Source organism: Azovibrio restrictus DSM 23866, from assembly GCF_000429665.1.
GTDB classification, from domain to species: domain Bacteria; phylum Pseudomonadota; class Gammaproteobacteria; order Burkholderiales; family Rhodocyclaceae; genus Azovibrio; species Azovibrio restrictus.
In genome coordinates, this window is the sequence record NZ_AUCH01000001.1 from 398762 (window position 1) to 415027 (window position 16266).

At 66.2% G+C, this 16266-nt stretch carries 15 protein-coding genes; 6 read left to right on the plus strand and 9 right to left on the minus strand.

Going from position 1 to position 16266, the window contains the following annotated elements; translation table 11 throughout:
* Positions 1-70: 70 nt before the first annotated feature.
* The 3 genes from G474_RS0101940 (at position 71) to ubiG (ending at position 2952) form a co-directional block, all read left to right on the plus strand.
* Complete coding sequence (locus tag G474_RS0101940; RefSeq protein WP_026685517.1) at positions 71-1426, plus strand: TRZ/ATZ family hydrolase; 1356 nt, start codon at positions 71-73, stop codon at positions 1424-1426.
* Positions 1427-1498: 72 nt separating this feature from the next.
* Positions 1499-2173, plus strand: a complete 675-nt coding sequence (locus G474_RS0101945) for an OmpA family protein (RefSeq protein WP_026685518.1) — start codon at positions 1499-1501, stop codon at positions 2171-2173.
* 80 nt (positions 2174-2253) lie between these two features.
* Positions 2254-2952 carry a bifunctional 2-polyprenyl-6-hydroxyphenol methylase/3-demethylubiquinol 3-O-methyltransferase UbiG gene (gene ubiG, locus G474_RS0101950; protein WP_026685519.1) on the plus strand — a complete coding sequence of 233 codons (699 nt, stop codon included), beginning with the start codon at positions 2254-2256 and terminating at the stop codon, positions 2950-2952.
* Here the strand turns inward: ubiG and G474_RS0101955 are convergent, their stop codons facing one another.
* From G474_RS0101955 to G474_RS0101980, 6 genes are read right to left on the minus strand one after another with little or no spacing between them, the layout of a single operon-like run.
* A complete protein-coding gene (locus tag G474_RS0101955) occupies positions 2953-4506 on the minus strand; it encodes a protein adenylyltransferase SelO (RefSeq protein ID WP_026685520.1) in 1554 nt (517 codons plus the stop codon).
* A 60-nt stretch (positions 4507-4566) separates the two neighbouring features.
* Positions 4567-5409, minus strand: coding sequence for a secretin N-terminal domain-containing protein (locus tag G474_RS0101960; RefSeq protein ID WP_156919103.1), 843 nt, complete (start codon positions 5407-5409; stop codon positions 4567-4569).
* Positions 5410-5419: 10 nt separating this feature from the next.
* The gene (locus G474_RS19100) at positions 5420-6430 is read right to left on the minus strand and encodes a prohibitin family protein (RefSeq protein WP_051281676.1); all 1011 of its coding nucleotides are present in this window, start codon (positions 6428-6430) and stop codon (positions 5420-5422) included.
* Positions 6423-8054 (minus strand): cyclic peptide export ABC transporter, encoded by a 1632-nt coding sequence (locus G474_RS0101970; RefSeq protein ID WP_026685522.1) that lies wholly within the window; start codon positions 8052-8054, stop codon positions 6423-6425. Before G474_RS0101970 ends, G474_RS19100 begins: the two co-directional genes overlap by 8 nt.
* A gap of 6 nt (positions 8055-8060) precedes the next feature.
* Positions 8061-8276, minus strand: coding sequence for a hypothetical protein (locus tag G474_RS19105; RefSeq protein WP_043462774.1), 216 nt, complete (start codon positions 8274-8276; stop codon positions 8061-8063).
* 14 nt (positions 8277-8290) lie between these two features.
* Positions 8291-8827: a hypothetical protein gene (locus G474_RS0101980; protein WP_156919104.1), complete on the minus strand. Its 537-nt coding sequence runs from the start codon at positions 8825-8827 to the stop codon at positions 8291-8293.
* A gap of 224 nt (positions 8828-9051) precedes the next feature.
* On the opposite strand from G474_RS0101980, the gene G474_RS19110 reads away from it, so the two are divergent.
* Positions 9052-10116: an alpha/beta fold hydrolase gene (locus tag G474_RS19110; protein ID WP_051281678.1), complete on the plus strand. Its 1065-nt coding sequence runs from the start codon at positions 9052-9054 to the stop codon at positions 10114-10116.
* Positions 10117-10122: 6 nt separating this feature from the next.
* On the opposite strand, the gene G474_RS21775 is transcribed toward G474_RS19110, so the two are convergent.
* The 3 genes from G474_RS21775 to G474_RS21780 are packed head-to-tail and all read right to left on the minus strand — an operon-like array spanning position 10123 to position 14071.
* Positions 10123-10728, minus strand: coding sequence for a histidine phosphatase family protein (locus G474_RS21775; protein WP_051281680.1), 606 nt, complete (start codon positions 10726-10728; stop codon positions 10123-10125).
* Between the two features lie 11 nt (positions 10729-10739).
* Complete coding sequence (locus tag G474_RS0101995; protein WP_026685524.1) at positions 10740-11747, minus strand: ABC transporter substrate-binding protein; 1008 nt, start codon at positions 11745-11747, stop codon at positions 10740-10742.
* Positions 11744-14071, minus strand: coding sequence for an MFS transporter (locus G474_RS21780; RefSeq protein ID WP_051281682.1), 2328 nt, complete (start codon positions 14069-14071; stop codon positions 11744-11746). The genes G474_RS0101995 and G474_RS21780 overlap by 4 nt, the downstream gene beginning before the upstream one ends.
* 277 nt (positions 14072-14348) lie before the next feature.
* Between G474_RS21780 and G474_RS0102005 the strand changes: the two genes are divergently transcribed.
* Both G474_RS0102005 and G474_RS0102010 read left to right on the plus strand, forming a co-directional pair.
* Positions 14349-14903 carry a YcjF family protein gene (locus G474_RS0102005; RefSeq protein ID WP_026685525.1) on the plus strand — a complete coding sequence of 185 codons (555 nt, stop codon included), beginning with the start codon at positions 14349-14351 and terminating at the stop codon, positions 14901-14903.
* A gap of 253 nt (positions 14904-15156) precedes the next feature.
* Positions 15157-15570 carry a nucleoside 2-deoxyribosyltransferase domain-containing protein gene (locus G474_RS0102010; RefSeq protein WP_211228036.1) on the plus strand — a complete coding sequence of 138 codons (414 nt, stop codon included), beginning with the start codon at positions 15157-15159 and terminating at the stop codon, positions 15568-15570.
* Positions 15571-16266 lie beyond the last annotated feature (696 nt).

Here is a 16266-nt window from a genome sequence, read left to right on the forward strand (position 1 = left end):
GACGGTTCTTTATTGGTTGATGTGGACGTAATTTGCTATTTTAGCACGCTCGACAACGCTATCGCCGCCCATGCCGGACGCAAGAACTCCCCTCCCCGACTCTCCCGACCTGCTGATCCACGCCCGCTGGATCGCCCGGATCGAGAGTGAAACCCTCCTGGAAAACCATGCCCTCGCCATCAGTGCCGGGCGCATCGCCGACATCCTCCCCTCCTCCCTGGCCCGGGAACGCTACACCCCCCGGGAAACGCAGGAACTGGGAAACCACCTGCTCATTCCCGGCCTGATCAACCTGCATACCCATGCGGCCATGAGCCTGATGCGCGGCATCGCCGACGACCTGCCGCTCATGACCTGGCTGGAGCAGCACATCTGGCCCGCCGAACGGACCCACGTCTCCCCCCAGTTCGTGCGCGACGGCACCCGCCTCGCCTGCGCCGAGATGCTCAAGGGCGGCATCACCTGCTTCAACGACATGTACTTCTTCCCGGAGGCTGCTGCCGAAGCCGCTGCAGAGATGGGAATGCGCGCCATGATCGGTGTCCTGGCCCTGGACTTTCCCTCCGCCTACGCCAGCGACGCCAGCGATTACCTGCACAAGGGACTGGCCGCCCGGGACGTCTGGCGCGACCACCCCCTGCTCCACTTCAGCCTGGCCCCCCACGCCCCCTACACGGTAAGCGACGCCAGTTTCGAAAAGATCCAGACCCTGGCGGCCCAGCTGGAGATCCCCATCCACCTGCACATCCATGAAACCCTGGATGAAATCGCCGGACACCTGCAGCAGCACGGCTGCCGCCCCCTGGCCCGCCTGGAACGGCTAGGACTGCTCGGCCCCCAGCTGATCGGAGTGCACGCGGTGCATCTGGACCGGAGCGACCTGGACACCCTGGCCCGCCACAACTGCAATATCGCCCACTGCCCCACCTCGAACCTGAAACTGGGCAGCGGCCTCGCCCCCCTGGCCGGGATGCTGGCCCAGGGCATCAACGTCGGGCTGGGCACCGACGGCGCCGCCAGCAACAACCGTCTGGACATGTTCCAGGAAATGCGCCTCGCCAGCCTCCTGGCCAAGGGCAGTTCCGGCGACGCCAGCTGCGTGCCGGCCTGGCAGGCCCTGCGCCTGGCCACCCTCAATGGCGCCCAGGCCCTGGGCCTGGAGGACCGGATCGGCTCCCTGGAACCGGGCAAGCAGGCGGATGTGGTCGCCATCGAGCTGAATGAACTGGAATTGAGCCCCTGTTTCGATCCGGTGTCACATCTCGTCAACTGCGCCGGACGTGAGCACGTTAGTCATGTGTGGATTCAGGGGAAGTGTTGCGTTTTCGACAAAGCCCTTGTGCACTGCGACACCGTCAGTTTGAAAAACTCCGTGGGCCTATGGCAGAATAGGCTAGGGTCTAGCCTCAAGTCGGGTCGTGATTGAAATCAAGTCAGTCCCCCATGACCAAGGCCTGATTTAGGTGTTTTGTCTTTAATAAATCTGCGAGGAAACGAGATGATCAATAAATTCGCCAAGAACTCTATCGCCATCGCCCTGCTGGCCAGCATCGGTATGGCTGCTGGTGTTGCCCAGGCTCAGGAACGTGTGTACGTGATCGACCAGCGTGACGCCGTCGCCACCAGCGGTACCGGCCTGTGCTGGCGCACCGGCTACTGGACCCCTGCCGCCGCCGCCAACGATCCCGCTGGCTGCCAGTGCGACAAGGACCTGCTGCCCGCCGACAAGTGCTCCGGTGGTTCCACCGGCAAGACTGGCTCCACCGTCGGCGTGAAGCCCTCCGGCGACAAGATCACCCTGGCTGCTGACGCCCTGTTCGACTTCGACAAGGCCGTGCTGCGCCCCGAAGGCAAGGCCAAGCTGGACGAAGTGGCTGCCAAGGCTGCCCAGCTGAAGCTGGAAGTCATCCTGGCCGTGGGCCACACCGACCGCATCGGTAAGGATGCCTACAACCAGAAGCTGTCCGAGAAGCGTGCCGCTTCCGTGAAGGAATACCTGGTTTCCAAGGGCATCGAAGCCAACCGCGTCTACACCGAAGGCAAGGGTGAAACCCAGCCCGTGACCGGCGACAAGTGCAAGAAGATGGGCGCTGAAAACGGCCGCAACAAGAAGCTGGTCGAGTGCCTGCAAGCTGACCGTCGCGTTGACATCGAAGTGATCGGCACCAAGTAATCGTTGCCGCTTCATCAAAAGCCCTGCGTGAGCAGGGCTTTTTTATTTGAACTGATCTGTAGCCTGCCGTGAGTCCTTCCATGACCAATGCCGACCCCAAGGAACTGAACAAGTTTGGTGAACTGGCCCACCGCTGGTGGGACCCCAAGAGCGAATTTCGCCCCCTGCACGAAATCAATCCCCTGCGCCTGGACTGGATCGAATCCCAGGTTCCCCTGGCCGGCAAGACGGTCATCGACGTGGGTTGCGGCGGCGGACTCCTGTCCGAAGGCATGGCCGCCCGGGGCGCTAAAGTCACCGGCATCGACCTCTCGGAAAAGCCCCTGGGCGTGGCCCGGCTGCATCTCCTGGAAAGCGGCCTGGAAGTGGATTACCGGCAGATTTCGGCCGAAGCCATGGCGGCGGAACATCCGGGCCGCTTCGATCTGGTCACCTGCCTGGAGATGCTCGAACACGTTCCCGACCCCATCAGCACCATCCGGGCCTGCTGCCAGCTGGTGAAACCCGGCGGCAAGGTGTTCTTCTCCACCATCAACCGCAATCCCAAGGCCTACCTGTTCGCCGTGATCGGCGCCGAATACCTGCTGCAACTGCTGCCCAAGGGCACCCACGACTACGCCCGCTTCATCAAGCCCTCGGAACTGTGCCGCTGGAGCCGCTCGGTGGGGCTGGCGCCGGAAGCCCCGACCGGGCTCAGCTACAACCCCTTCACCCAGGTCTACAGCCTGGGGCGGGACACCAGCGTCAACTACCTGCTGGCCGCCACCCGGGAAGCCTGATCAGGAGCTGCAGGACAGCATGGAACAACCGGCCCGGTGCCGGGCCCAGTCCGGGCGCAGGGCCGCAAGTTCGGCCCGCTCCGCTTGCTCCGCATAGGGGTGACGCAGCACTTCCAGCAGGGTTTCCAGCAGCCCCATATTCCCCTCCTCGGCCTCGTCTATGGCCTGCTGGGCCAGGTAGTTGCGCAGCACGTAACGGGGATTGAAGCCTTCCATGCGCGCCCGACGGGCTGCGTCCGCCTCCCCCTCCTGGCCCAGCCGCTGCCCGTAACGCTGCAGCCAGGCCGCCAGGGCCGGCTGACAGGCGGCCCAGCGCCGCTCGTCATAGGCAGCTGGCTGCAGCAGCTCGACCCGGGGAGCGGCACGCTCCACCTGCCCCAGGCAGCGGAAGAACAGGGTCATGTCCAGCTCCCCTTGGTGCAGCAGCTCCAGGGCTGCGCTGATCAGTTCCCCATCTCCTTCCTGCCAGGTGGAAAACCCGAATTTCCCGGCGAAGCACTGCGCCATCCTGTCGTTGTATGCCTGCTCGAAAACGTCTATCCCCGCCGCCAGGCTGGCCTCATCCGGGTGAATCAGGGCCAGGGCCTGGGCCAGACGCTCCAGATTCCAGCGGGCGATCTCCGGCTGCCGACCGAAGCAGTAACGCCGCCCGGCGGCATCGGTGGTATTGGGGGTCCAGCCAGGATCGAAATCGTCTATCCAGCCGTAGGGTCCGTAATCCATGGTCAGCCCCAGGATGGACATGTTGTCCGTGTTCATCACCCCATGGACGAAGCCCACCTGCATCCAGCCGGCCACCATCCAGGCCGTGCGTCGGCAGACCTCGGCGAACCAGAGGGGCAGACGTTCTCCAGGAGGCCCCTGAAGCTCGGGGAAATCCCGGGCCAGGGTGAAGTCCACCAGGCGCTGCAGCAAGATCCGATCCCCCCGGGCGGCCGGCAGTTCGAAGTGGCCGAAGCGGATGAAGGAAGGAGCCACCCGGCAGACGATGGCCCCGGGTTCCAGTTGGGGATGGCCGTCGTAGAACATGTCCCGCAGCACCCCGTCCCCCGTCGCCACCAGGCTCAGGGCCCGGGTGCTGGGCACGCCCAGGTGGTGCATGGCTTCGCTGCAGAGGAACTCCCGCAGGGAGGAACGGAGCACGGCGCGACCATCGGCGCGGCGGGAATAAGGGGTGGGACCGGCCCCTTTGAGCTGCAGTTCCCAGCGCTGCCCCTGGGCATCCAGCACCTCCCCCAGGAAGATCACCCGTCCGTCCCCCAGTTGCCCGGCCCACTGGCCGAACTGGTGTCCGCCGTAGCAGGTGGCATAGGAAGTCATGCCGGGTAGCAGGCGGTTGCCCGACAGGGCCTGCAACCAATCCATGCCCTGCAGGGCCGCCCCGGTCAGCCCCAGTCGGGCGGCCATGTCCGGGGAAAAGGCAAGCAGGCGGGGGGCAGGTACCGGCGTGGGCTGCACCTGGGACCAGCAGGCGCCCGTGACCTGGCGCACGAAGTTGCCGGACTCAGGATCCCCCGGCAGTTCCCGGCAGAAGCGGTTGTCGAATTTGAGCATGTTGCGGTTCTGGATGATCTCTCATGGCAGACCGCATCCCGGCTCCGGGGTTCCTTCTGCTCAGGGCAACTCTTCCACCATCAGCCAGATGCCGCGGCTTTCCCGGACCTCGCTGGTGGACAGGGACAGGGTGCCCTGCCGCCGGGAACTGGCGTCCTGACCCGTGCCGCCCAACTGCAGCCATTCCCCCAGGCGCCCGGATACCGTGGTGCTCAGGCGCTGCACCTGGATGCTGGCATCCCCGCGGCGGCCAGGTGCGTCGGACTGCTGGCTGATGTCCACGCTGACCCGGTCGCCCCTGACCCGGGGTTCCGCATAGAAGCCCCGGCCCACATCCCGGTATTCCACGATCTCGCTCACCACCGCGCCACCGGGCCCCAGCACCACCTGGCGCATGGGCACGGCCAGGGAGGTGCCGACCTGGATATAGGCCCGCCCTCCATCCACGGTCTGGACCATCTGGGTCCCGCCCCCCGCCGTGGCGCTGCGGCTGTCGTACACCTGGGCCCGGACCTGGTTGCTGCCCCCCGTATCGGCATTGCCAATGCGCACCCGGTCATTGCCCAGGCTGCCCTGGACCCGGCCGCCCCGGTACTGCTCGGTCTGGCTCAGGTCGGTGGCAACCCGGATCACCAGGCGCCGGGCCGGTACATCCATGGCTGCCAGGGCCTTCCTGATCTCGGCCCGGTTGCGCTCCGAAGCCCGCAGGAAGAGCTGGTTGTTCATGCCGCTCAGGCTGCCCCCGGGCTCCACCAGGGGGCGCAGCACCGGCAGCACTTCCTCAACGGAACGATGCTGCAGGGACAGCACCTCCAGCCCCTGCTGGGCCAGCAGGGGCCCCGCTCCCAGGAGCAGAAGCAGCAGTCCCCACAGGCGCAGCATCCGACTCAGAGGCAATGCCATGGACCCACTCCTAGTTCTTGGCGGCAGCAGCCGGAGCGGCCGGCTTCTGCCCGGCGGGCGGCTTGGCGGTGATTTCCAGGCCGTCCTTGCCGTCCGTGTTCAGGATCAGCGGCAGGCCGTTCTTGGCATTGCCGATCACCACCACCTTGGCGTTGGGGGACTTGGCCAGCTCCAGGGTCGCCTCAATACCGCGCCAGCGCAGGTAGGATTCGCTCATGCCGCTGCTGACGATCTCCTGGAAGTGGCGGATCCCCGCCGCCTCGGCCCGCTTGCGGTCGGCCTCCTTGTTCTCCCGCTGGACCCGGAAGGTGTACTCCTCCATCTCGTGGAACATGGCGTTCTTGCGCACGATGGCCTCCTGGACCCCCGGCGGCAATTCCATGCCCTTGATCAGGATGTCCTCGAACTCCAGCAGCCTCCGCTCGGGATTCCCTCCCGGATTGAACTGCTCCCGGAGCACGTACTTGACCGAATCGAGGATCTTGTTCTGGATGTTCAGGCGCCGCTCCGTGTAGATCTCCTCCGGCTGGTACATGGAGATGATGTCCCGGGCCCGGGCCCCCACGGTGGGCGTGATCAGGGTTTCCGAATAATTGGGCCCCACGTATTTGTGCAGCTGGGCCGCCATGGGCGCGTTGAGGCGGTAGCGCCACACCAGTTGCAGGGTGATCTTGAGGCCGTCGGAGGAGAGGACCTCCACCTCCCGCTCTATCATCTGCAGGCGGGCGTCATAGACCTGGAACACATCCCAGGGCCAGGTCAGGCGGAAACCTTCCGGATAGACCTCATCCACCACGGTACCGCCCCCGAAGCGCTTCCACAGCACCCCCACGTGGCCGGCCGGCACCGTGTGGTAGATGAAGGGCCAGAGAAAGATCACCAGGACCAGCAGGAACAGGGCCGAGACGCTCAGCTCGAAGCGGAAGGCCCGCAGGCGCACCCGCATCCGGCGCCAGATGCGGCGGCAGGAGGCGCCGACTCGGCGCTTCCGGCTCGCCGGGGCAAGGCTGGTTTCATCCATGGACTGTAGTCTCCTTCAGCTCGCGCAATTGCCCCTCCTCCATGTGCAGGCGGCGGTCCGCCAGGTGGAAGTAGCGATCATCGTGGGTTACCGCGATCACGGTCTTGCCTGCCGCCTTCATGCGCGGCAGCAGCTCTTCGTAAAATTTGCGCCGGAAATGGGGATCCTGGTCGGCAGCCCATTCATCCAGGACCACCACCGGCTTGTCCTCCAGCATGGCGCTGATCAGGGCCAGGCGCTTGCGCTGCCCGGAAGACAGGTCGGTGGTGGAAAAAGCCCCATCCACCACTTCCGTCTTGTCCCCGATCTCCATTTCCTCCAGCCACTGCCGCACCACTTCCGGATCGGGCCGGCCGATGCCATAAAGCTTGCTGAACAGGTGGAAATCGGAAAAGACGGCGCAGAAATGGTCCCGGAAAGCCTGGGCGTCCGCATGATCCAGGGCCACGTCATTGACCAGCAGCTCCCCCGAGAGGGGCGGATAAAGGCCGGTCATCAGCTTGATCAGGGTGGATTTGCCGGAACCGTTGCCACCGGTGATGAACAGGGTTTCCCCGCCCCGGATGGTGAGATCCACGGGCCCGACGCTGAAACTGCCGTCCTCGCCCAGATGGGTGAAACAGACCCGGCGCAGCTCCAGTTTTTCCAGGGTTTCCAGGGGCTGCCCCGGCACCACCCGCTCCCTGGAGCCCGGCTTGGCAGCAGTCTGCTGCAACAGCTCCAGCTGCAGCAGGTTTACGGCCGCCCCCTCGGCGGCCGCCCAGGCCGGCAGGGTGGCCAGCAGGACCGCCAGGGGCGCCAGCAGCAGGAACAACATCAGGGTAGCCGGCAAGGCCGTCGCCGCCGCCACCCCCAGGAGGGGCAGGAGCAGGACCAGCCCGCCCAAAAAGAGCAGGAAGGCGCCCAGCACCCCCAGGGCGCCCAGGGCCAGGGTCTGCCCGGCCCGGCGGCGAGCCTCGCCGGCACGCCCGGAAAGCTCGGTCATCCGGGCCTCCAGGGCAGCCGCGCGGACACTGGAGAGGCGCAGTTCCGCCCCTCCGGCGAGCATCTGGTCCAGGAGCCCATCCGCCTCCCGGGCCGCCTCGCCGGCTTCCTGCAGCTCCCTGAGCGCAGCAGCCAGGCGGGCCAGGAGAAAACGCCCGGCCAGGAGCAGGAATCCCAGCAGCGCCGCCGCGTGCAGCCAGGACTGGAAAGCCAGGTAAAGGAGTCCGCAGGCCATCAGGATGACTGCCTGGAGGGCTGCCAGCAGACCACCCGTCTCCCGGGAAAGGGTTTCCAGATCCGCCGTCAGGGCGGTCCGGATACGGCCGTGGCCGAACTGTTCCAGCGCCTCCAGGCCTGGCCCCTTGAGACCGGCCACCAGGCGTTCCCGGTAGCGCTGCAGGGCCGCCTGGATGGCGCTGGCGGCGCTCAGCAGCAACTGGCGCTGGGCATAGAGGAAGATGCCGGCCGCGATGAGGAACAGCAGCACCGGCTGCAGCTGGGGCGAGCCCTCCCCGAGCCGGGCCCCGGCGCCGCTGATGCTCGCCAGCAGGGCGGCGTTGCCGGCCCCCGCCAGCAGCGCCATCGTACCCAGCCGGCCGGAAGACCGGAGTTCGCCGAGAAGCAGTCGGGCCAGCTGCATCGAGACTCAGGAATCGTTCAAGGAAGGCTGGTTCCGGCTGCGGCGCAGGGCATGGTTCTCCCGCTCGGTATCCAGGGTGGCGAAGATCAGCAGGTAGAGCATGGTCAGCAGGGGCGTCAGCAGGACGCTGAACAGGAAGCTGCGGAAGAACCCCAGCCGGGTGCGCCGGCCGAGAAAGGCGACCATGAAACAGAGACTCAGGTAGAAGAGCGTGGGCAACATGGAAGTTCTCCGATTTAGCGCGGCTTGAGCCGCAGGGGAATTGCACCGAAACCGACCGCCTCCACATCACCGGAACAATCCTCGCCGGTGGAATAGACGCAGCGCACCACGGTCAGCTCGCCGCTCAGGCCGGTACAGTTGCTGGCCTCAAGCTGATTGAAAAAATGGGATTCGATGCGCTTGACCTTGATGTTGGTGAAGCGGGAGGTGCTGGAACCGGCGGAATGGCCGGCAGCCGTCCTGTAGGTCAGCCCCAGCACCAGCTCCTCGATCACCGCGTTGGAGGCATTCGCCGCGCGTACGGAGGGGGAACAGTAGAGGGGGCTGCGCTCGCTGCCCAGACCGAACACATAAGCCACGGGGATGGACACCAGCACTGGTCCCCGGGCCCTGGGCTTGGTCACTTCACGGCCGTACTTGTCTATGGTCGGTTCCCCGTCCGCCGCCGCGTCAGCCGCGCTGCCCACGCCTGGCAGCAAAGCCAGCATCAACGCCAACAAGGGCGCCAGGGCGCCGCAAAAACCAGAAAACCGCCGGAAATCAGTTTGCATGGGTGATCGTGACTGTAGGGTCGAAGAACCTGGGTTGCCGCACAGGCCGGCCCCCAGGAAGGTGAGTGATTATACGCGCAGGAATGTGATCGGAATGTGCTCGCCTGCGCGGCAATCCCCCAAGAGCACCCGGCACGGCCCATGCCATGGGAATTACCGGTGCCAGCCGGCTTGCGACCCCCAGCCTATTTCACTACATTGACCGGCCGGGAGAAGGGGAAACCATGGATCAGAGCGTCATCGGAAAAGACCACAGGCAGGCTAAAGGGCCAGAAAATCAGGACAAAGACAACTGGCAGGACAACTGGAGCGCCTACGAGGCCCACGCGGCCCAGCTGGAACTTCCCTTTGCCGGCCGCTACCGGAGCTGCCGCTTCGATTACCAGCATCCCCTGCGCCTGCAGCGCCGGGTTCCCAGCCGCCTGCGCCGGGTCTACCCGGTCAGCGTCGCCTACACCCACTGGGGCCAGGCAGGACAGCCCCTGATCCTCTGCGTCGGCGGAGTCGCCAACTGCGCCCACCGCTTCCACTTCCTCGCCGCCGGCCTGGCCGCCAGCCACCAGGTGGTCTGCATGGACTGGGTCGGACGCGGCTACTCGGGCTGGCTGGCCGATGTGAGCGAGTACCAGCTGGAAACCTATGTGGAACAGCTGCGGCAATGCCTACTGCACCTGGGCGCCCGGCGAGCGATCCTGGTGGGCTCCTCCCTGGGCGGCACGGCGGCCATCGTGCTGGCGGCCCGCCACCCGGAACTGGTTTCCCGCCTGATCCTCAACGACACCGGCCCCTTCATCCCTGCCGGACGGCGGCGGCGGCGGGCCGAGACCCTGGCCCGGCATTACGTGTTCCGCAACCCCGCCGACCTGCTGCGCAAGGTGGGCGTTTCCCAGCGCAACGACGGGCCAGTGCAGGAAACCGTCCGCCTCTACACCACCCACCACCAGACCCGCTGGTCCGAGGACGAGGATGGGCGCATCTACCGCTACGACCCCCGGGCCATGCTGGCCTACCGGGAAGATGCCCGCCACAACGTCAATGTCTGGCCCGAATGGTGGCGCCTCAGGCAGCCCATCCTGGCTACCCACGGGCTGGAATCCGATGCCCTGCTGGCCCCCACCCTGCGCCGCATGGGGCAGAACCCGGCGCTGACCCTGATGCACGTACCCCACACGGGCCACACCCCGGTCCTGGACGATCCCAACCACATCGCCTTCATCCGCGACTGGCTGGCGGGCGGCCAGGGCCTGGGCCGGGAATTCACCGCCCTCCCCGCCCCCCGGCAAGCCTGACCGGGCTCAGGCGGGGAACAGGGGCCGCTCCAGCACGGCCGGGGTACAGCCCCAGGGCGTAGTGATCGAGCAGCTACCGTCGGCCCCGGCCTCGAACAGCATCAGCTCGCAGTTCTGCACCGGCACATGCTGCCCTCCCAGGGTTTCGCCCAGCACCCGCCCCACCCCTTTGCTGGCGACGATCAGGCCCGGCTCCCGGAAGCGGGGCTGCCACAGCGCCAGCCAGGCCAGGATGCGCTCCCGGAAAGCTGCCGCCGACTCGCCTCCAGGCGGCGTCTCCCCGGCCCGCAGGGCGGCCTCGGTGTCGGCCACCGGCTGTCCGTTCCAGGCCCCCAGCCGCCGTTCCCCCAGCCCGGGGCAGGTCTCCACCGGCAAGCCCCAGAGGGCTGCCACGATCCGGGCCGTCTGTTGCACCCGCTGCAGGGGACTGGCCGCCACCCAGGCCAGGGGGAAGCCCGACTGGCGCAGCAGCACCGCCGCCTCCCCGGCTTGGGCCAGGCCCCGCTCGGTGAGGGGAATATCCACCTCCCCGCCGCAGCGGATACCACGCCGGTTGTAATCGGTTTCCCCGTGCCGGAGAAAGAAGAAACGGCTGGCGGCGGGCAGGAGCATGGGGTCATCCCTCATTCGATGAATTCGGCGCTGTCGAACATGGCCAGAGGCGGAACCAGGTGCAGCGACCGGGCCACCGCCATGCGGATCAGGAAGGAATAGCGGCTCAGGGTCTCGATGGGCATCCGGCTCGGAGCCTGCCCGGCAAAGAGGATCTGGGCCGCCTTGTAACCGGTAAACTGGCCGATGCTGTGGTAGCGGCTGATCAGGCCGGCCAGGGCCCCCGCTTCCATGATCTGCTCGGTGGAAGCGAAGGTGGGCAGCCCCAGGCCATGGGCCAGGGGAATCACAACCTCCTTGCAGTGGGCCCCCAGGAAGGAATCCGGCGACAGGTACAGCCACTCGGCCCCGGCCGCCTTCATCTCCCCGAGCAGTCGGGCCACCCCGTCGATCACCGGCCGCCCCGCCCCATCCAGCCGGAAGGGCCGGGCCTCCACCTGAAAGCCCTGGCTGGCGCCGATCTGCTGCAGCTCCCGGAGAATGGCCAGGGAATTGTTCTCGGTCGGGGTGTAGAGCACCCCGACCCGGCGAAAGCGCCGGTAGGCCCCCATGGCCCGGACCTGGGATTCGGTGCTGGCCACGTGATAGACCCCGGTCAGATTGCGTCCCGAGGCGCTCAGGCTGGGCACCAGCCCGGCACTGACCGGCGCCGCCACCAGGGTGAACAGCACCGGGATGTCGGTGATGTGTACCCGGGGATCCACCGCGTCGTAACGGCCGACGATGCCCTCGGTGACCGTGGTGCCCCAGGTCAGCACCAGATCCGGCCGCAGCCGGCGGATTTCCTCCAGCAGGGCGGGAAAGCGGGAGCTGTCCCGGTTCAGGTCCCGCTCGATGTATTCCAGGGGCCGGCCCTGGCTGGCCAGATAGGCCCGGAAGCCCTGCTCCACCTGGGTCCGGCCCCGGAAGGTGATGATGTAGATGCGCTTCGCCCGTTCCCCCGCGGCCAGGACCGGGGCACACCAGGGCAGGGCCGCTCCGGCCAGGCCCAGACAGAGCTTGCGGCGCAGGCGGTTCATGGCGCCACCTCCGCCGCCCCGCCGGCCCCGGGACGGACGATGACCCAGTAGAACACCGCCCCCGCCAGCAGGGCCAGCAGCCCCATGCAGACGAAGGTGACCCGAAAGCCGAACAGGGTCAGCAGCACCCCGGCCAGCAGCGGGCCGCTGGCATTGCCCAGGCGCTCCAGCAGGCGGTACACCCCATACACGTAACCATCCCCCAGAACCTGGATTTCCCGGGCGGCCACCCGGGAAACCAGGGTGCTCTGGGCGGTGATGCTCAAGGACTGGCCCAGTCCCAGGGCCACCACCATGCCCGCCCCGAGCCAGAAGCCATCCACTCCCAGGGCCAGCAGCCCCCCCAGGGCGGAGATCAGCAGACCGGCGAGGATGAAGCCGGAACGGGCATTGAGGCGATCCGCATAGCGTGCAGCGAGCGGCATCATCAGCACCATGAACACCGCGTACACCATCAGCATCCGCCCCGCCATGGTCTGGGTGCTGCCGATGGAAATCACATACAGGGGCAGCAGGAAGAAACAACAGCCGGTGAGCAGGATCTTGGCGGGAATGGCGGCGCTGACGCAGAGGGCCAGGAAGCGGCGGTTGCGGAACAGGTGGAAGGCGTCGGCCAGGCGCACCCGGCGCCCGCCTTCCTGCTGCGCCCGGCCCCGGCCGCCAGGCAGGCGCAGCATCAGGGGCACGGCCAGGGCCGCGACACCGGCCGCCACCATGAAGGTGGCCCGGGCGCCGATGTTGTCGGCCAGGATGCCGCCTATGGAAGGCCCGCAGATGGTCGCCACCATGATCGCCCCGACAAACAGGGCAAACCCCGCCGAACGGCTGGATTCCTCCGTGTTTTCCAGGATGTGCCCCTGGGCCGCCACGAAGATGGCCGCATACCCCAGGGCGCAGACCATCCGGGCCAGGATGAACAGGTAGATGCTGGTGGCCATGGCGCACAGCAGGAAGCCGGCGATGGCCGCCAGGGCGCCGCCCAGCAGCAGGCGGCGGTTGCCGAAGCGCTGGCTGAGGGCGCCCAGCCAGGGCTGGGACACCGCCACCACCAGCATGAACACCATGATGGGCAGGCCGATCACGATGTTCTGCAGCCCCGCATCCACCTGACCGGAAAGGCTGCTGACGAAACCGGGCAGGAAGGGACGGCTGAGCTCCTCGCTCAAAAAGAACAGGAAGGCCGGCGCCCGGACATCCCGGCTGCGGGCCAGGGGATCGTCGCTGCGGCCGGCCGCCACGGGCAGGAAGGCCAGCACCTCCAGGGTGAAGCACAGGGCCACCACCAGCACCACCAGAATGTCCAGGCTCATCTCCTTAACCAGCCCGGCGGCGAACGCCCCATCCAGCCCGACCCGGACGCTGCCCCCGGCGGCGATGGGCACCAGGATGCTGTGCTCGTCCTCGGCCCCTTCCCGGGCCTCGTGGAACAGGGTCCGTCCCCCGGCATCCAGCACCGCGAACGAAGCCAGGCCCCGGTTCCCTGCCAGGTCCCGGCGCAGCACCTCGTCCACCCCGTACAGCTCCTCCAGGGCCAGCCCGTGGGCCATGGCCCGCTGGATCAGCTCCGCCTCGATCTGGCCGCTCTGGCGAGCGTTCTGCTCCAGCTTGGGCAGCAGATGCCGCTCGAACAACGGAATGGCCAGCCAGGAAACCGTGAGCAGCCCCGCCAGGGTGACCAGGGAAATCAGCACACTGGCCCGGAAGGCCAGCTTCTCCTGGCGCCGGGTCAGGCGCCGCAGCAGGAACAGCAGCGGCGCCCCCAGGGCCAGAGCGGCGGCCAGGGTCCCCAGGGTGACCCGGAGCAGCACCGGGAACAGGGCCTCCTTGCCGGCCGCCACCTGCCGGGTGGAATAATCAATGCCCAGCAGGGCCACGGGCAGATCGAAATTGTTGCGCAGCACCCAACCCACGGTCTCCATCTCCCCCTCGCCGCCCAGGTGCCAGCCTTCCCCCTTGGCCGCCCTGGCCGCCTGCAGCCACGCCCCGGGCAGGGGCTGACGGGCGGCTTCCGGGTCGGAAGCGTACAGCCCCCGTCCCTGCATGTCGCCCATGCGGATGGCGACGATGGAAGGATCCACATGGGTCTGGCGCGCCAGCAGGGCCGGCATGCCCTCCAGGGCACTCAGGTCCATGCCCACCGACAGGGAAAGGGCCAGGCTTTCGCGCACGTCCTGAGCCGCTACCGCCACATTGGCCCGGGCAAGGCCGGCCAGGGTATTGCCGAACTTGTAGTAGTTGAGCAGGGAAGCCATCCCCAGGGCGAACAACAGGGACAGGGCAAGGGCGATCAGCAGCGGGGCAAGAGGTGTCTTCTGGGAGGTCATGAAACGCCCTGGGGCGTGGGACGAACGCCGTCATCCCTGCAAGGATTGAAAACCGGGAATTCCCGCCGGACAGCAAAAAAAACAGCGCGGGAAAAACCTGTGAGCAAGCGGGCCCGATGATAACCCGGCGGCAGCTCCCGGAGAACCTCCGCGCCAGGCCTCGCATACGCGGGAATGTCCATGATTTTTCAAAGCTTTGATTGCAGCACGCCGCTGATTCGTCTAGCATGCGCCGTATTGTCCGGGAAACGCCCAACCCTTGATGGAGGAAACAGTGATGAGCGAACAAGATACTTCCGAAGCAATCGAACAGGAGTTCCTCCGCCAGGATGAGCTCTCCCGCCAGTCCAACGAATGCATCAAAAAGCACAGCATCTACGCCGCCGTCGGCGGCCTGGTGCCGGTACCCTTCCTGGAGATGGCCACCAGCAGCACCATCCAGCTGCGCATGATCGCCCAGCTGAGCGACATCTACGAGGTGCGCTTCTCCGAAAATGCCGTCAAGAACGCCGTCGGCACCCTGATCGCCACCGTGGTGCCCGTCACCAGCGTCGGCCACGTGACCTACTCCCTGTTCCGCAGTGTGCCGGTGGTGGGCTCCGTGTTCGGCATGGTCGCCATCCCCGCCCTGGCCGCCGCCTGCACCTACGCCCTGGGCAAGGTATTCGCCGCCCACTTCGCCTCCGGCGGCACCACCCTCAACTTCAACGCCGAAGCCATGAAAGCCAGCTTCAAGGAGAAGTTCGAGGAAGGCAAGCGCAAGGCTTCCGAATTCGTCGGCAAGAAGGGCGCCAAGGCCCCCGCAGCCGAGACCGGCGCCGCTGCCGCCTGAGCCCCACCCGCAGCAGGAATACCAAGGCCGGACCCCGTTGGGGCCCGGCTTTTTTACGCCCCCAGCACGGAGGCTGGCGTCCAGGCTGACACCGGGCATGCTCATGCAACCAGCACGATGCCGTGCAGTACCCTGTAAGTAGGAAATCCAAAAACCATAGTTTTCTGCAGCGTAATCAGATCGACACCAACACATGCAACTCATCCGACCACCGACCCCACTGCCGCAACCGCTGACGGGACCGTCTGTTTTCATGGCCGGCTCCATCGACCTTGGCAAGAGCATAGACTGGCAAAGCGAACTGTCCGAGTCCCTGGCAGACTGTCCGGGCACGCTGTTGAACCCTCGTCGGACAGAGTGGGACTCAAGCTGGAGGGGGGAGGCAGACTTTCTGCCGTTTCGGGAGCAGGTCGAGTGGGAACTCGCTGCCATGGAAACAGCTGATCGCATTGCCTTCTACTTTGCGCCTGACTCACAGGCGCCGGTAACCCTCATGGAACTAGGGCTCGCGGCACGGACGGGGAAGGCGCTTGTCTGCTGTCCCGCAGGATACTGGCGCAAAGGTAATGTGGACGTCGTGTGCGCGAGATATGGCGTTGCGACAGTCGGGTCGCTTCCGGAGCTTGGCGAGGCCATCCGTGCTTACATCAATGGGGTAAAAGTGTGAGGGCAGGCCGCCGAACCTGTCCGAAAAGTGTTTCGCGGCAAGTTCGTGGCGGCGCTGGCGGCGAGATGCTTGCCGGACGTGGCAACCAAACACTTGGGGCGCTACACGCGGGTCGGACAGGCAGTGGCTCGCCAAGTGCCGCCCAGGCAAGATGAACGTGCCATGCCGGGGGCGCAACATCAAAAGTCGGCGCTAGCGAAACGGCGGCTTCTTGCCTCGCAAGCCGATTCTGAATGCCGGCGAGTTATGTCATGTGTGTGATTTGCGAGCCGCCCGGCTTACAATCCCCATAGCCGCCGCCTTCCCGCCAGTTCAGTCCAACGAGGTTTATCCACCGCTATGCCCCCTCGTTCGCTTTCAGCGGCGGATAAACGCTATTCGTTAGGCCACCATGCGATACACACCTCGTCTGATAGATGAATCAGGGCAACGTCCATTACTCGCGGTCGGGCACATCATCAGGTGTCCCGAGTTCGCTACGGGACTCAAATGGAGGGCTACGCCGGACGATCTTGTAATGGTTGCGTGGAGTAACGAAAGCTATGTCGACTATCACACCAATAGTGGAAAAGCAGACCCGGCCAACGATCCAACTAGGGCTCAAGCCAAGTTCCTTGTCTTTGCAGTTTCACTGATTGAGGCAGAGGGTGCCGATGATGTCTTCCCTGACAGTTACCGGTACTCGCGCAGAGTAAC

Coding starts and splice junctions, on each gene's coding strand:
- G474_RS19105 (WP_043462774.1), bottom strand. CDS start 8,276: ATGTTGCCCACGCTCTTCTACCTGAGTCTCTGTTTCATGGTCGCCTTT.
- G474_RS0101940 (WP_026685517.1), top strand. CDS start 71: ATGCCGGACGCAAGAACTCCCCTCCCCGACTCTCCCGACCTGCTGATC.
- G474_RS21780 (WP_051281682.1), bottom strand. CDS start 14,071: ATGACCTCCCAGAAGACACCTCTTGCCCCGCTGCTGATCGCCCTTGCC.
- G474_RS0102010 (WP_211228036.1), top strand. CDS start 15,157: ATGGCCGGCTCCATCGACCTTGGCAAGAGCATAGACTGGCAAAGCGAA.
- G474_RS0101960 (WP_156919103.1), bottom strand. CDS start 5,409: ATGGCATTGCCTCTGAGTCGGATGCTGCGCCTGTGGGGACTGCTGCTT.
- G474_RS0102005 (WP_026685525.1), top strand. CDS start 14,349: ATGAGCGAACAAGATACTTCCGAAGCAATCGAACAGGAGTTCCTCCGC.
- G474_RS19110 (WP_051281678.1), top strand. CDS start 9,052: ATGGATCAGAGCGTCATCGGAAAAGACCACAGGCAGGCTAAAGGGCCA.
- G474_RS0101945 (WP_026685518.1), top strand. CDS start 1,499: ATGATCAATAAATTCGCCAAGAACTCTATCGCCATCGCCCTGCTGGCC.
- G474_RS0101980 (WP_156919104.1), bottom strand. CDS start 8,827: ATGCAAACTGATTTCCGGCGGTTTTCTGGTTTTTGCGGCGCCCTGGCG.
- G474_RS19100 (WP_051281676.1), bottom strand. CDS start 6,430: ATGGATGAAACCAGCCTTGCCCCGGCGAGCCGGAAGCGCCGAGTCGGC.
- G474_RS0101995 (WP_026685524.1), bottom strand. CDS start 11,747: ATGAACCGCCTGCGCCGCAAGCTCTGTCTGGGCCTGGCCGGAGCGGCC.
- G474_RS21775 (WP_051281680.1), bottom strand. CDS start 10,728: ATGCTCCTGCCCGCCGCCAGCCGTTTCTTCTTTCTCCGGCACGGGGAA.
- ubiG (WP_026685519.1), top strand. CDS start 2,254: ATGACCAATGCCGACCCCAAGGAACTGAACAAGTTTGGTGAACTGGCC.
- G474_RS0101970 (WP_026685522.1), bottom strand. CDS start 8,054: ATGCAGCTGGCCCGACTGCTTCTCGGCGAACTCCGGTCTTCCGGCCGG.
- G474_RS0101955 (WP_026685520.1), bottom strand. CDS start 4,506: ATGCTCAAATTCGACAACCGCTTCTGCCGGGAACTGCCGGGGGATCCT.